Annotated in this window: 11 protein-coding genes; 9 read left to right on the top strand and 2 right to left on the bottom strand. The window is 54.0% G+C overall.

The window, feature by feature from the left end:
- Positions 1 to 43: 43 nt before the first annotated feature.
- The 4 genes from relA to eno all read left to right on the top strand — a co-directional run bounded on the left by relA (position 44) and on the right by eno (position 6,385).
- On the top strand, positions 44 to 2,281 hold the full coding sequence (gene relA / locus ABLU67_RS12230) for a GTP diphosphokinase (RefSeq protein ID WP_004853643.1): 2,238 nt from the start codon (positions 44 to 46) through the stop codon (positions 2,279 to 2,281).
- A gap of 68 nt (positions 2,282 to 2,349) precedes the next feature.
- Entirely contained in the window at positions 2,350 to 3,141 is a 792-nt protein-coding gene (gene mazG / locus ABLU67_RS12225; RefSeq protein ID WP_014226596.1) for a nucleoside triphosphate pyrophosphohydrolase, read from the top strand.
- 227 nt (positions 3,142 to 3,368) lie between these two features.
- Complete coding sequence (pyrG, locus tag ABLU67_RS12220) at positions 3,369 to 5,006, top strand: glutamine hydrolyzing CTP synthase (protein WP_004105009.1); 1,638 nt, start codon at positions 3,369 to 3,371, stop codon at positions 5,004 to 5,006.
- Positions 5,007 to 5,086: 80 nt separating this feature from the next.
- Positions 5,087 to 6,385 (top strand): phosphopyruvate hydratase, encoded by a 1,299-nt coding sequence (gene eno, locus ABLU67_RS12215; RefSeq protein WP_004124327.1) that lies wholly within the window; start codon positions 5,087 to 5,089, stop codon positions 6,383 to 6,385.
- A 66-nt stretch (positions 6,386 to 6,451) separates the two neighbouring features.
- Here eno and ABLU67_RS12210 read toward each other — a convergent pair whose 3' ends face one another.
- Entirely contained in the window at positions 6,452 to 7,561 is a 1,110-nt protein-coding gene (locus ABLU67_RS12210; protein WP_025106430.1) for an SDR family oxidoreductase, read from the bottom strand.
- A 460-nt stretch (positions 7,562 to 8,021) separates the two neighbouring features.
- On the opposite strand from ABLU67_RS12210, the gene queE reads away from it, so the two are divergent.
- Positions 8,022 to 8,693: a 7-carboxy-7-deazaguanine synthase QueE gene (gene queE, locus ABLU67_RS12205; RefSeq protein WP_004124321.1), complete on the top strand. Its 672-nt coding sequence runs from the start codon at positions 8,022 to 8,024 to the stop codon at positions 8,691 to 8,693.
- Positions 8,694 to 8,750: 57 nt separating this feature from the next.
- On the opposite strand, the gene queD is transcribed toward queE, so the two are convergent.
- Positions 8,751 to 9,113, bottom strand: a complete 363-nt coding sequence (gene queD, locus ABLU67_RS12200) for a 6-carboxytetrahydropterin synthase QueD (RefSeq protein WP_004853637.1) — start codon at positions 9,111 to 9,113, stop codon at positions 8,751 to 8,753.
- Positions 9,114 to 9,543: 430 nt separating this feature from the next.
- Between queD and cysJ the strand changes: the two genes are divergently transcribed.
- From cysJ to ABLU67_RS12180, 4 genes are all read left to right on the top strand, one after another.
- On the top strand, positions 9,544 to 11,343 hold the full coding sequence (cysJ, locus tag ABLU67_RS12195; protein ID WP_025106432.1) for an NADPH-dependent assimilatory sulfite reductase flavoprotein subunit: 1,800 nt from the start codon (positions 9,544 to 9,546) through the stop codon (positions 11,341 to 11,343).
- A complete protein-coding gene (gene cysI, locus ABLU67_RS12190) occupies positions 11,343 to 13,055 on the top strand; it encodes an assimilatory sulfite reductase (NADPH) hemoprotein subunit (protein ID WP_267649311.1) in 1,713 nt (570 codons plus the stop codon). Before cysJ ends, cysI begins: the two co-directional genes overlap by 1 nt.
- Before the next feature lie 98 nt (positions 13,056 to 13,153).
- Positions 13,154 to 13,888 (top strand): phosphoadenosine phosphosulfate reductase, encoded by a 735-nt coding sequence (gene cysH / locus ABLU67_RS12185; RefSeq protein ID WP_049083762.1) that lies wholly within the window; start codon positions 13,154 to 13,156, stop codon positions 13,886 to 13,888.
- 617 nt (positions 13,889 to 14,505) lie between these two features.
- A complete protein-coding gene (locus ABLU67_RS12180; RefSeq protein WP_267649310.1) occupies positions 14,506 to 15,348 on the top strand; it encodes a hypothetical protein in 843 nt (280 codons plus the stop codon).
- The last annotated feature ends 3 nt before the right edge of the window (positions 15,349 to 15,351 follow it).

Raw genomic sequence — 15,351 nt, 5'->3', positions numbered from 1 at the left:
GAGGCTTGCCGACTTCGGCAGGCGGTCCCTTAAGGAGAGGACAATGGTTGCGGTAAGAAGTGCACATTTAAATAAAGCTGGTGAATTTGACCCGAAGAAATGGATCGCGAGTCTGGGAATTTCCAGCCAGCAGTCGTGTGAACGCTTAGCCGAAACCTGGGATTATTGTCGAGAGAAAACGCAGGGGCATCCGCAGGCCGATCTCCTGCTATGGCGCGGCGTGGAGATGGTGGAAATTCTCTCCATGTTGAGCATGGATATCGATACGCTGCGCGCGGCGATGCTTTTCCCGCTGGCGGACGGTAACGTCGTCAGCGAAGAGATCATGCAGGAGAGCGTCGGGAAATCGGTTGTCACCCTGATCCACGGCGTGCGGGACATGGCCGCGATACGCCAGCTTAAAGCCACCCATACGGATTCGGTCTCCTCTGAACAGGTGGACAACATTCGCCGCATGCTGCTGGCGATGGTCGATGACTTCCGCTGCGTGGTGATTAAAATCGCCGAGCGCATCGCCCATCTGCGTGAAGTGAAAGATGCGCCGGAAGATGAGCGCGTACTGGCGGCAAAAGAGTGTACCAATATTTACGCGCCGCTGGCCAACCGCCTGGGGATCGGCCAGCTGAAGTGGGAGCTTGAAGATTACTGCTTCCGCTATCTGCATCCGGCGGAATATAAGCGAATCGCTAAGCTGTTACACGAGCGGCGCATCGATCGTGAACATTATATTGATGAGTTCGTCAGCCATTTACGCACGGAAATGAAAACCGAGGGCGTCAAGGCTGAGGTATACGGGCGTCCCAAGCATATCTACAGCATCTGGCGCAAAATGCAGAAAAAACATCTCGCCTTCGACGAGCTGTTTGACGTGCGGGCGGTGCGTATTGTCGCCGAGCGCCTGCAGGACTGCTATGCCGCGCTGGGGATCGTGCATACTCATTACCGCCATCTGCCGGATGAGTTCGATGATTACGTCGCCAATCCCAAGCCTAATGGCTACCAGTCAATTCATACCGTCGTGCTTGGCCCCGGCGGAAAAACCATTGAAATTCAGATCCGTACCCGCCAGATGCATGAAGATGCCGAGCTGGGCGTGGCCGCGCACTGGAAGTATAAAGAGGGCGCCAGCGCAGCGGCCAGCGGCGGGCGCGGCTATGAAGATCGCATTGCCTGGCTGCGTAAACTGATCGCCTGGCAGGAAGAGATGGCCGATTCCGGCGAGATGCTGGATGAGGTGCGCAGCCAGGTCTTTGATGACCGGGTTTATGTCTTTACGCCGAAGGGCGACGTGGTGGATTTGCCTTCGGGTTCGACGCCGCTCGATTTTGCCTACCATATACACAGCGATGTCGGCCACCGCTGCATCGGGGCGAAAATCGGCGGGCGTATTGTGCCGTTCACCTATCAGCTGCAGATGGGCGACCAGATTGAAATCATCACCCAGAAGCAGCCCAACCCCAGCCGCGACTGGCTGAACCCGAACCTTGGCTACGTCACCACCAGCCGCGGGCGTTCCAAAATTCACGCCTGGTTCCGCAAGCAGGATCGCGACAAGAATATTCTTGCCGGGCGACAGATCCTTGATGATGAGCTCGAGCATCTGGGTATCAGCCTGAAGGACGCGGAAAAGCATCTGCTGCCGCGCTACAACTTTAACGAGCAGGACGAACTGCTGGCGGCGATTGGCGGGGGCGATATTCGCCTCAACCAGATGGTTAATTTCCTGCAGGCGCAGTTTAATAAACCCAGCGCGGCGGAGCAGGATGCGGCGGCGTTAAAGCAGCTGCAACAGAAAACCCACGCTCCGCAGAATCGCAGCAAAGACAATGGTCGCGTGGTGGTGGAGGGCGTCGGCAATCTGATGCACCACATTGCGCGCTGCTGCCAGCCGATTCCCGGCGACGAGATCGTGGGCTTTATCACCCAGGGCCGCGGGATCTCGGTGCACCGCGCGGATTGCGATCAGCTCGCGGAGCTACAGTCTCATGCTCCCGAGCGCATCGTTGACGCGGTGTGGGGAGAGAGCTACTCGGCGGGCTACTCGCTGGTGGTGCGCGTCCAGGCCAACGATCGTAGCGGCCTGCTGCGCGACATCACCACCATTCTCGCCAATGAGAAGGTCAACGTGCTGGGCGTTGCCAGCCGCAGCGATACTAAACAGCAGATGGCGACGATCGATATGACCATTGAGATCTACAACCTGCAGGTGCTGGGGCGCGTACTGGCGAAGCTGAATCAGGTACCTGACGTCATCGACGCCCGTCGTCTGCACGGCGGATAAACTCCCACGCTTATGTCAGCCGGGTCAGGCGCTACCGCCACCCGGCATTTTTTTATCAGGACAGACTTATGACTCAAATCGAACGCCTGCTCGGCATTATGCGGCGTCTGCGCGATCCGGAAAACGGCTGCCCGTGGGACAAAGAGCAGACCTTTGCCACCATCGCGCCGTATACCCTTGAAGAAACCTATGAAGTGCTCGACGCTATCGCCCGCGAAGATTTTGACGATCTGCGCGGTGAGCTGGGCGACCTGTTGTTCCAGGTCGTCTTCTACGCTCAGATGGCGCAGGAAGAGGGGCGCTTTGACTTTAACGATATCTGCGCCGCCATCAGCGACAAGCTGGAGCGCCGTCATCCGCATATTTTCGGCGAGGCGAGCGCCGGTAGCAGCAGCGAAGTGCTGGCCCGCTGGGAGCAGATCAAAAGCGCTGAGCGAGCGGAAAAGTCCCAGCACTCCGCGCTGGACGACATCCCGCATAGCCTTCCGGCGCTGATGCGCGCGCATAAAATCCAGAAACGCTGCTCGGCGGTAGGCTTTGACTGGACCTCTCTGGGGCCGGTGCTGGATAAAGTGCACGAAGAAATAGATGAAGTGATGCACGAAGCGCAGCAGGCCGTGGTGGATGAAGCTAAACTGGAGGAGGAAGTGGGCGACCTGCTGTTTGCGACGGTCAATTTATCCCGCCATTTAGGGGTAAAAGCCGAAGTTGCGCTGCAAAAAGCCAACCTGAAGTTTGAGCGCAGGTTCCGCGAAGTTGAGCGGATTGTCGCCGCGCGCGGCCTGGAAATGACCGGCGTTGACCTCGATACCATGGAGCGGGTGTGGCAGGAAGTAAAACGCCAGGAAACTGATCTCTAAAGAGTTTTCGTGATCAAGCGCTATTTGTGTGATTTTTTAAATAACAAGCGCTTGATTTACGTCAAAAACATTTCGCCAAAAGCGGCTATTTTCTCACTCCCTGCGTTTGTGTGGGCCTGATGAAAAGGAGGGATAATGAAAGTTTGTGGCGTCAGTCATGATCGGGTATACTGCTTTCCCGTCCTGGTTATTCCATCGTCTTTTAAACCTAACTTCTCAGGTTCAGCATGACAACGAACTATATTTTTGTGACCGGCGGGGTCGTATCCTCTCTGGGTAAAGGCATTGCCGCAGCTTCCCTCGCAGCCATTCTCGAAGCCCGCGGGCTTAACGTGACCATGATGAAACTGGATCCGTACATCAACGTCGATCCGGGCACCATGAGCCCAATCCAACACGGGGAAGTGTTCGTTACTGAAGACGGCGCTGAAACCGATCTGGACCTGGGTCACTACGAGCGTTTCATTCGCACCAAGATGACCCGTCGCAACAACTTCACCACGGGTCGTATTTACTCTGACGTCCTGCGCAAAGAGCGTCGCGGCGACTATCTGGGTGCCACCGTTCAGGTTATTCCGCACATCACCAACGCGATCAAAGAGCGCGTGCTGGCCGGCGGTGAAGGCCATGATGTGGTGCTGGTTGAAATCGGCGGCACCGTTGGCGATATTGAATCGCTGCCGTTCCTTGAAGCGATTCGCCAGCTGGCGGTGGATATCGGTCGTGAAAACGCGCTGTTTATGCACCTGACCCTGGTGCCGTACATGGCCGCCGCGGGTGAAGTCAAAACCAAGCCGACCCAGCACTCCGTTAAAGAACTGCTCTCCATCGGTATTCAGCCTGATATTCTGGTCTGCCGCTCCGATCGCGCTATTCCGGCGAACGAACGTGCCAAAATTGCATTGTTCTGCAATGTGCCGGAAAAAGCCGTTATTTCGATGAAAGATGTCGATTCCATTTATAAAATCCCGGGCCTGTTGAAATCTCAGGGTCTGGACGATTATATTTGTAAACGATTCAGCTTAAACTGTCCGGAAGCGAACCTGGCCGAATGGGAACAGGTTATCTACGAAGAAGCGAACCCGGCAGGTGAAGTCACCATTGGTATGGTCGGCAAGTACATTGAACTGCCGGACGCCTACAAATCGGTGATTGAAGCGCTGAAACACGGCGGTCTGAAAAATCGCGTCACCGTCAACATCAAGCTGATTGATTCGCAGGATGTGGAAACGCGCGGCGTCGAAATTCTGAAGAATTTAGACGCAATCCTGATTCCTGGTGGCTTCGGCTATCGCGGGGTTGAAGGTAAGATTGCCACCGCGCGCTACGCGCGTGAAAACAACATTCCATACCTGGGCATTTGCCTGGGGATGCAGGTCGCGCTGATTGAGTTCGCGCGCAACGTAGCGGGGATGGAAAACGCCAACTCAACGGAATTTGTGCCAGACTGTAAGTACCCGGTCGTGGCCCTGATTACCGAATGGCGTGATGAAGACGGTAATGTCGAAGTCCGCTCTGATAAGAGCGATCTCGGCGGCACGATGCGCCTCGGCGCGCAGCAGTGCCAGCTGGCTGAAGATAGCCTGGTGCGCCAGCTGTACGGCGAGCCAACCATTACCGAACGCCATCGTCACCGCTACGAAGTCAACAATATGTTGCTGAAGCCGATTGAAAATGCGGGCCTGCGTATTGCGGGCCGTTCCGGGGATGATCAGTTGGTCGAGATCATCGAGGTGCCTAACCATCCGTGGTTCGTCGCCTGTCAGTTCCATCCGGAGTTTACTTCGACGCCGCGTGATGGCCATCCGCTGTTTGCTGGCTTTGTGAAAGCCGCTGGCGAGTACCAGAAGCGTCAGGCGAAGTAAAAGAGTTAGAACGGCAATGCACCCATCCGGGTGCATTGTTTGTCTGGAGTTTTAGTTTAACTTGTACTGAGGAAAACCTAATGTCCAAAATCGTTAAAGTCATCGGTCGTGAAATCATCGACTCCCGTGGTAACCCGACTGTTGAAGCCGAAGTACACCTGGAAGGTGGTTTCGTCGGTATGGCAGCTGCTCCGTCAGGTGCTTCTACTGGCTCCCGCGAAGCGCTGGAACTGCGCGATGGCGACAAATCCCGTTTCATGGGTAAAGGCGTACTGAAAGCTGTTGGCGCGGTTAACGGCCCGATCGCTCAGGCAATCCTTGGCAAAGATGCCAAAGATCAGGCTGGCATCGACAAAATCATGATCGACCTGGACGGTACTGAAAACAAATCTAACTTCGGTGCGAACGCCATCCTGGCCGTCTCTCTGGCTAACGCCAAAGCTGCCGCTGCTTCTAAAGGTCAGCCGCTGTACGAGCACATCGCTGAGCTGAACGGCACCCCGGGCAAATACTCCATGCCGGTTCCGATGATGAACATCATCAACGGCGGCGAGCACGCTGACAACAACGTCGACATCCAGGAATTTATGATTCAGCCGGTTGGCGCTAAATCCCTGAAAGAAGCCGTACGTATGGGTTCTGAAGTGTTCCACAACCTGGCTAAAGTTCTGAAAGCTAAAGGTATGAACACCGCTGTTGGTGACGAAGGCGGCTACGCGCCGAACCTGGGCTCCAACGCTGAAGCGCTGGCTGTTATCGCTGAAGCGGTTAAAGCTGCTGGCTACGAGCTGGGCAAAGACATCACTCTGGCGATGGACTGCGCGGCTTCTGAATTCTACAAAGACGGTAAATACGTTCTGGCCGGCGAAGGCAACAAAGCGTTCACCTCTGAAGAATTCACTCACTTCCTGGAAGAGCTGACCAAACAGTACCCGATCGTCTCCATCGAAGATGGCCTGGACGAATCTGACTGGGACGGTTTCGCATACCAGACTAAAGTACTGGGCGACAAAATCCAGCTGGTTGGTGACGATCTGTTCGTAACCAACACCAAGATCCTGAAAGAAGGCATCGAGAAAGGCATCGTTAACTCCATCCTGATCAAATTCAACCAGATCGGTTCTCTGACCGAAACTCTGGCTGCGATCAAAATGGCGAAAGACGCTGGCTACACTGCCGTTATCTCTCACCGTTCTGGCGAAACTGAAGACGCTACCATCGCTGACCTGGCTGTGGGTACCGCTGCAGGCCAGATCAAAACTGGTTCTATGAGCCGTTCTGACCGCGTTGCTAAATACAACCAGCTGATTCGTATCGAAGAAGCGCTGGGCGAAAAAGCACCGTACAACGGTCGTAAAGAGATCAAAGGTCAGGCATAAGCCTGTCTTAATCTGATATGAAAAAGCCAGCCTTCGGGCTGGCTTTTTTTATACCTGCAAAAGCGGCTACTTAAAATCTACCGCCATTTGCTGCGGGATAGAAAGTCCGCGCGTGGTCTGTACGCAGCGGTCAATGTAATCGGTAAAGCGCGGCGGTTTTGGCATACCCATGCTGAGCAGCTTGTCGTTGCTGAATCGTACGTTAAGCGTGGCGAAGGCGCCGTACAGGCGCATGGCTTTTAGCATCAGCCGTTCGTTGCAGGGGCCAAAAATAGCCTTCAGCTCACGGCGCATTTTGACCAGCGTTTCATAGCTGACCTGCGCGTATTTATCGCCGACCGGCGCCTGCTCGAGGGCGGAGGCCATCGCGTTATCGATATCCGCAAACCTTACGCTGTTTTCCTCTCCCGCGGAAATATGCACCACCTCTCCGCGCGCCAGCGGGCTGGTAAGCAGCATCAGCAGCGCATCGGCGCAGTAATCGACGGGGATTACATCGATGCGGTCTTCCATCGAACACATAAATTTTTGCAGCATCAGCCCCATGCTGAACACCCAGAAGATGCTGCTGGAGGGCTGACAGCCGTGATGAGTGTGGCCAACAACAATAGAGGGACGGGCGATCGCCAGCGGTAGCGTTGGGCACTCCTGCCGCATGAGACGCTCAATTGTTGATTTAGAGTGGGTGTACTCGACCAGATGCTCGGCGCGTTCACGAAACGCCGTGCTTTCCGCTACCAGCGAATCGGGGTCTGGCGAGCAGGACATCGCGGTGCCCACGTGCAGAAAGCGCTCAAGGCCGCCGACCTGAGCCATCCGCCGGGCAAACTGCAGCGTGCCTTCGACGTTGACCTTCCAGATAAGCGGATTATTACCAAATGAGGCGACGGCGGCGCAGTTGAGCACGTGGGTAACCTGATTCAGGCGCGGGTCGTCGAGAAAGGGCTGCGGATTGGCCAGATCCCCCAGCAGAATGTTGCCGGGCGTCAGGGCCGTTAATCTCTCTTCACTAATATTGAATTTTCGCAGGTTTTCCTTTACCCGTTCTACGGCAGCTACACTATTATCTGCACGAACTAACAGTAATAGATTAGGCGCATTCTTTTTATTCAGAATGCTTTCTAACACTGCTCCCCCGAGAAAACCGGTCGCGCCAGTAATTAATAATGTATTCATGAATGCAGTCTCATTATGGTTGGTTGACTGGATTCTAGGCGCGGAAAATTAAACGGATATTAAATGGAAAATGAACATAAGGTGCGGTTTATTAAGGCTATTTTAAGATAATTTAGCGTCGTGGATCGAATTTGACCCTAAGCTATGACAATAAATTCATTATTTCGTGTATCCATTTGTACATCGTTGAAATTTATTATTTTTAAGTTTGTTATTTTATTTTTGGCTTTCAAAATTATACATGTTTTGTTACACCAAAAATTTTAGCCGTGCCGCTTAATAGTCGCCTGATGATTATCAGGCTAATTAAATCAGCCGGTGCGGGATAATGGAATCGGCCAGCTGCCGGAGGTTTATCATTAAGGTTTAGGTTCTACCCACCACGCGGCGCAGCGCGGGACAAGATCTGCGCGGGCAAATCTGCGATAATGCGCGCTCACAACCCTAAGCAGAGATGATTATGCAGTACCCGATTAACGAGATGTTCCAGACCTTGCAAGGCGAAGGTTACTTCACCGGCGTTCCCGCCATTTTTATTCGTTTACAGGGATGCCCGGTTGGTTGCGCCTGGTGCGATACCAAACATACCTGGGATAAGCTTGCCGATCGGGAAGTGTCGCTGTTCAGCATTCTGGCAAAAACCAAAGAGAGCGATAAATGGGGCCCGGCGAGCAGCGAAGATCTGCTGGCTATCATCGGGCGTCAGGGCTGGACGGCCCGCCACGTGGTCATTACCGGCGGCGAGCCCTGCATTCATGATTTAACGCCGTTAACCTCTTTACTGGAGCAAAACGGATTTAGCTGCCAGATTGAAACCAGCGGCACCCACGAAGTGCGCTGCACGCCGCATACCTGGGTGACGGTGTCGCCAAAGGTGAACATGCGCGGCGGCTATGACGTACTCTCTCAGGCGCTACAGCGGGCTGATGAAATTAAACATCCGGTTGGACGCGTGCGCGATATCGAAGCGCTGGATGAGCTGCTGGCAACGCTGGCCGATGAAAAGCCGCGTATTATCGCGCTTCAGCCAATTAGCCAGAAAGATGATGCGACGCGCCTGTGCATCGAAACCTGTATCGCCCGCAACTGGCGCTTATCGATGCAGACGCACAAGTACCTCAATATCGCGTGATATAAAAAAACCCTGATAGCGCAGGGCTATCAGGGTCTTATTCAGCTAAAGGCACTATCACTCGCCGCGATAGACGCAGCCCGCGGTGCAGGTTTCTTTGATCATCACCGCGCTCAGCAGCGGTACCCGCGGTTTCATCTGCTCCCAGATCCATTTTGCCAGCACTTCGCTGGTCGGATTGGACAGCCCGGGAATATCGTTCAGATAGTAATGGTCGAGGCGATCGTAGATGGGTTTAAACGCGGCCTTCAGCTCGGCAAAATCCATGATCCACCCGGTATGGGGATCGACTTCACCGGTAATCTCCAGGCGCACCATAAAAGAGTGGCCGTGCAGGCGACCGCACTTATGACCTTCCGGCACGTGCGGCAGGTGGTGAGCGGCTTCAAAGGTGAAATCTTTAAACAGCGTGGTGGACATCTTTTCTTCTCAATATGGCAAAAAACCGCCGTAGGGTACCGGAAAGCACATTTTTTCGCATTAACTAAAACGGCCCTGAGCGGAAAATAGCCACATTCATCCAGCCTGTTCAAATTAATTGCCTATATTTCATGGGCTTATTTAATCGATTTTGTTGTTAATAACTATAACTAAAACAGGTTAGTCCATTTGGTTATTTGTTATTTCCATCCTTTATTTAGTTGTTACTATTTGCACCGTTAACCTACTCACTCGTCATACTTCGAGCCGCATGTGCGTTGGCAATAACTCGGCCCAGCCTTGGGCTTTGCCCTGATGGGCGCTGTGTCGCTGCCTGCAACTCGAATTATTTAGAGTAAATACATTATCTTCTGTTTATCACGCTGACAGGGCGTGAATCACAGCTTTGCTTACTGGAACATAACAACGCATGACGACACAGGCCCCACCTTCCAATTTGCTACCGCTGAGTCCGGAGCAAATGGCGCGCCTTCAGGCGGCCACGACTGACTTCACGCCCACCCAGCTGGCCTGGGTTTCCGGCTATTTTTGGGGGGTGCTGAACCAGCAGCCCGGCGCGGCGGTTGTTGCACCAGCCCAGGCGGCTGAAGTACCCTCCATTACCCTGATTTCGGCATCGCAAACCGGCAACGCCCGCCGCGTCGCTGAAGCGCTGCGCGACGATCTGCAGGCCGCGCAGCTGAACGTGAAGCTGGTCAACGCAGGCGACTATAAATTCAAACAAATTGCCTCCGAAAAGCTGCTGGTCGTGGTGACGTCAACGCAGGGTGAAGGTGAGCCGCCGGAAGAAGCCGTCGCGCTGCATAAATTCCTGTTTTCGAAGAAAGCGCCGAAGCTGACCGATACCGCATTTGCCGTGTTTGGCCTCGGCGATACCTCCTATGAATTCTTCTGCCAGTCCGGCAAAGATTTTGATAATAAGCTGGCCGAACTGGGCGGTGAACGCCTGCTCGACCGGGTTGATGCTGATGTAGAGTATCAGGCTGCCGCCGCCGAATGGCGCGCTCGGGTGGTTGAGGCGCTGAAAGCGCGCGCCCCTGCCGCCGTCCCGTCTCAGCTGATTGCCAGCGGATCGGTGAACGAGATCCACACCAGCCCCTATACCAAAGAAGCGCCGCTGACCGCGACGCTGGCGGTGAATCAAAAAATTACCGGTCGCGATTCTGAAAAAGATGTGCGCCATATTGAAATCGACCTCGGCGACTCCGGCCTGCGCTATCAGCCGGGCGATGCGCTGGGCGTCTGGTACCAGAACGATCCGGCTCTGGTGAAAGAGCTGGTAGAGCTGCTGTGGCTGACGGGCGAGGAGCCGGTCACGGTTGACGGCAAAACGCTGCCGCTCGCCGAAGCGCTGGAGTGGCACTTCGAGCTGACGGTCAACACCGGTAACATCGTGGAAAATTATGCCACCTTAACCCGCAGCGAATCCCTGCTGCCGCTGGTGGGCGATAAGGCACAGCTCCAGCATTACGCCGCGACCACGCCGATTGTCGATATGGTGCGTTTCTCCCCGGCGCAGCTGGATGCACAGGCGCTGGTCGACCTGCTGCGCCCGCTGACCCCGCGACTGTACTCGATCGCTTCTTCGCAGGCGGAAGTGGAAAGCGAAGTCCACGTCACCGTTGGCGTGGTGCGTTATGACATCGAAGGCCGCGCTCGGGCCGGTGGCGCTTCCAGCTTCCTGGCTGACCGCGTCGAAGAAGATGGCGAAGTGCGCATCTTCATCGAGCATAACGATAACTTCCGTCTGCCTGCCAACCCGCAGACGCCGGTGATCATGATTGGCCCCGGCACCGGCATCGCGCCGTTCCGCGCTTTTATGCAGCAGCGCGCGGCGGAAGGCGCGGAAGGGAAGAACTGGCTGTTCTTCGGCAACCCGCACTTTACCGAAGATTTCCTTTATCAGGTGGAGTGGCAAAGCTACGTCAAAGAAGGCGTGCTGAGCCGCATCGACCTGGCCTGGTCCCGCGATCAACAACAAAAAGTCTACGTTCAGGACAAACTGCGCGAGCAGGGGGCCGAACTGTGGCGCTGGATTAACGACGGCGCCCATATTTATGTCTGCGGCGATGCCAATCGTATGGCAAAAGACGTTGAGCAGACGTTGCTGGAAGTGATTGCCGAATACGGCGCGATGGACGCCGAAGCGGCGGACGAATTTTTAAGTGAGCTGCGCGTTGAGCGCCGTTATCAGCGAGATGTCTACTAATGAGCGAAAAACATCCAGGCCCGCTGGTGGTCGAAGGTAAACTGACTGACGCCGAGCGCATGAAGCTCGAAAGCAACTACCTGCGCGGCACCATTGCGGAAGATTTGAACGACGGCCTGACCGGCGGTTTTAAAGGCGATAACTTTCTGCTGATCCGTTTTCACGGTATGTACCAGCAGGATGACCGCGATATCCGCGCCGAGCGCGCGGCGCAGAAGCTGGAGCCGCGTCACGCGATGCTGCTGCGCTGCCGCCTGCCGGGCGGGGTGATCACCACCAAACAGTGGCAGGCGATCGATAAATTCGCCGCCGATAACACCATCTACGGCAGTATCCGTCTGACCAACCGTCAGACCTTCCAGTTCCACGGCATTCTGAAGAAGAACGTCAAGCCGGTGCACCAGATGCTGCATTCGGTCGGGCTGGACGCGTTGGCCACCGCCAACGATATGAACCGTAACGTGCTGTGTACCTCTAACCCGTACGAGTCCCAGCTGCATACTGAAGCCTACGAATGGGCGAAGAAGATCTCCGAGCACCTGCTGCCGCGCACGCGCGCCTACGCCGAGATCTGGCTGGATCAGAAGAAAGTCGCCACCACCGATGAAGAGCCGATCCTCGGTCAGACCTATCTGCCGCGTAAGTTCAAAACGACCGTAGTGATCCCGCCGCAGAACGATATCGATCTGCACGCGAACGATATGAACTTCGTGGCCATCGCTGAAAACGGCAAGCTGGTCGGCTTCAACCTGCTGGTCGGCGGCGGTTTATCGATTGAGCACGGCAATAAGAAAACCTACGCCCGTACGGCGAGCGAGTTTGGCTATCTGCCGCTGGAGCACACTCTGGCGGTGGCGGAAGCGGTGGTCACGACCCAGCGCGACTGGGGTAACCGTACCGATCGTAAAAATGCGAAAACCAAATACACCCTCGAACGCGTTGGCGTTGAGACCTTTAAGGCGGAAGTGGAACGTCGGGCGGGCATCAAGTTTGAGCCGATCCGTCCGTACGAATTCACCGGCCGCGGCGATCGTATCGGCTGGGTGAAGGGTATCGACAATAACTGGCATCTGACGCTGTTTATTGAAAATGGTCGTATCCTTGATTATCCGGGTCGTCCGCTGAAAACCGGCCTGCTGAAGATTGCGAAGATCCACAAAGGCGAATTCCGCATTACGGCGAACCAGAACCTGATTATTGCCAGCGTACCGGAAGATCAGAAGGCGAAGATCGAGAAGCTGGCCCGCGATCACGGCCTGATGAACGCCGTCACGCCGCAGCGCGAAAACTCTATGGCCTGCGTGTCGTTCCCGACCTGCCCGCTGGCGATGGCGGAAGCCGAGCGTTTCCTCCCGTCGTTTATCGATAAAGTCGAGGCGGTGATGAGCAAACATGGCGTTGGCGACGAGCATATCGTTACCCGCGTTACCGGCTGCCCGAACGGCTGCGGCCGCGCGATGCTGGCGGAAGTGGGGCTGGTCGGTAAAGCGCCGGGCCGCTATAACCTGCACCTTGGCGGCAACCGCAGCGGGACGCGTATTCCGCGTATCTATCGGGAAAATATTACCGAGTCGGAAATTCTCGATTCGATCGACGAACTGGTAGGGCGCTGGGCGAAAGAGCGTGAAGCGGGTGAAGGCTTCGGCGACTTTACGGTGCGTGCGGGCATCATTCGCCCGGTGCTCGACCCAGCCCGTGATTTCTGGGAATAACATCCAGGTGCCCGGTGGCGAGCAGCGATCCGGGCCTGTGGGTTTTGTAGGCCGGGCAAACGCAGTACCGCCCGGCGAAACAGGCAAGCGAGGTTCTTATGTCCGTACTCGATCTAAACGCGCTGAACGCATTACCGAAGGTCGATCGTGTTTTGCAGCTGGCGGAAACCAATAGCCAGCTGGAAAAGCTGAGCGCGGAAGCGCGCGTCGCGTGGGCGCTGGAAAACCTGCCGGGCGAATATGTGCTCTCTTCGAGCTTTGGTATTCAGGCGGCGGTGAGCCTGCATCTGGTCAATCAGGTGCGCCCGGATATTCCGGTCATTCTGACCGATACCGGCTATCTGTTCCCGGAAACCTACCAGTTTATCGACGAGTTAACGGACAAACTCAATCTGAACCTGAAGATCTATCGGGCGAAGGAGAGCGCCGCCTGGCAGGAGGCGCGCTACGGTAAGCTGTGGGAGCAGGGCGTTGAGGGTATTGAAAAGTACAATGATATTAACAAGGTCGAGCCGATGAACCGGGCGCTGGAAGAGCTGAATGCGCAAACCTGGTTTGCGGGCCTGCGCCGCGAGCAGTCCGGCAGCCGCGCCCACCTGCCGGTGCTGGCGATCCAGCGCGGCGTGTTTAAGGTGCTGCCGATCATCGACTGGGATAATCGTACCGTCTATCAGTATCTGCAAAAGCACGGCCTGAAGTATCACCCGCTGTGGGAGCAGGGCTATTTGTCTGTGGGGGATACCCACACCACCCGGAAATGGGAGCCGGGGATGGCGGAGGAAGAAACGCGCTTCTTTGGTCTGAAAAGAGAGTGCGGGCTGCACGAAGGCTAATGTAGCCCTGTGGGATTTCCACAACATCCGGCTAAAACAGCAGAACCCTTTTTTGACCTGGTAAGCCATATTGGCGACGATTTTACAGTAAAAAGGGTATCTGCTATCTAATTCTTCCGGCTTCAGCACACTGTTGTCATGGTGAAGCCTGGCGCTATGGTTATCTACCAGAATATAACCGCTGACTTGTCGCCGGGCCTCGTCCTTGTCTGCGTGGAAGGCTGAAAGATGGGCTGCCGGGATTTGCCTCGATTTTCAGCCTCCCGGCGTCATGGATTTTTCTGCAACTACAAATCTGCTTTGACAAAATCTCCATCGATCATGAACTATTATTCCTGGTCTTTTAAACTATACCCATTAAGAATATAAGTGATTTATGTTTCATTACGATATTATCTCATAATTATCCGTTGTGATTGAGGTTCTCATTTGTACCTTGCTTGACACAGGCCACAAATTGTATTTATATTTTTGAGTCAGGGCGAATGCAGAAAGAATATATTTCGGATTTTCTCTCATCATTCGAATACCACAATATTTTCTGAACGCCTCGATTTCCCCATTTTTACTGGCTGTTGCTGGGGAGTTTTTTCTTAAATAAAGCGCAAGGTAGCGTCATGTCATTAGAAAAGGAAATAGTACCTAAAGGTGATTATCATTCTTCCCTGGAAGTTATAGTCGAAAATAGTTACGCCACAAGTGCCGGTAAGCTCGTTGTCTACCTCGAAGGCGGTCATTTCAATCGGCAATTTGGCGCAGACGAGTTTGCGCTTAACACGCTATCTGATGCCGTTGCTTTCGGAAAAAAACTTATCAGTAAATATCAAAAAAATATCAAACTCGTTTACGGTATTCTGGTAGACGATCTCGGGATTGCCTGTTCTGAAGATAGCTGTACTCTCCCTCAACTCGAAAAGATATCAGAACCGCAAACGGCTGGAGAACTTCCTGAGGAAATTGAATTTTTTATCCAAAAAAATACTCTCATCAAACGCGATAAATTAATGGTTTTTTCCGAGCGAACCAGTAAAAATCGGTCCATCGAAAGTATAAAAAAGAAACTCAAGGACAATACGGAAGGATTATTGATTACTGAAAATGGATCTCATACTGAAATAAAGTTATCAGCCCCTGATGTCATTCCTTTTGTCTTAGCAAGAAAAAATGGTGACGTTTTTACTGCTAAATGTCCAGCTATCATTTTCCAACACTATAAAGATATACTTTTCAAACTGAAACAGCGATTTATAGAAGCCCGTGACTTTGTGATCATCGACTGGTCTGATTTTTCAGATCACAATAAGGTGGTACAAGGCCGCACCGCATTAACTGTTATGCAAAAACCGCAAAATCATAATCTCACCATCGCTAATATATTTTTTGGCGATGATGAAGGCCACATCGCTAAAATGGAATACAGTGCCGTATCGTCTATAAAAGCAGACCCTATGGTTGTCTAACAG

It is taken from the genome of Klebsiella sp. GN_Kp190 (assembly GCF_040061795.1).
Lineage (GTDB): Bacteria > Pseudomonadota > Gammaproteobacteria > Enterobacterales > Enterobacteriaceae > Klebsiella > Klebsiella michiganensis.
This window is presented reverse-complemented; position numbering and strand designations above follow the sequence as displayed.